We start from the raw sequence: 348 nt of genomic DNA, 5'->3' as shown, positions 1-348 counted from the left end.
CCTATAACATAAACAAAGCCTTTATGGCGTCCACCGGGGTCTCGCTTACAAATGGGGTCACCAACGCCTCCCCCATTGAAAGTGAATTAAAAACCTCAATTGTCAACAGAAGTTCAAAAGTATTCTTATTGGTTGACCATGACAAATTTGATAAATATGGATTGATGACGTATTGCAATTTGGATGAGATCGATGTCCTGATAACCGACCAGCTCCCTAACGAAACCTACCAAGATTATTTTAACAGTACACGCCATAAACTTGTTATTGCCCAATAAAAAAGACAGCTACGGCAACAGAGCCTCCTAAAAGATCATCGTGTTTTTGAATCGCTGTTTTAGGGGCTGT

1 pseudogene is annotated in these 348 nt (G+C 40.5%); it reads left to right on the top strand.

Annotation, left to right across the window (positions count from 1 at the left end):
- Positions 1 to 278 (top strand): annotated as a pseudogene (locus ACLWS4_RS38050) (hypothetical protein); the annotation flags it as partial.
- Positions 279 to 348: the final 70 nt, after the last annotated feature.

It is taken from the genome of Kitasatospora sp. SC0581 (assembly GCF_048159585.1).
Classification (GTDB): Bacteria; Actinomycetota; Actinomycetes; order Streptomycetales; family Streptomycetaceae; genus Kitasatospora.
The sequence above is the reverse complement of the archived record's forward strand: the minus strand, read 5'-3'. Positions and strand labels throughout refer to the sequence as shown.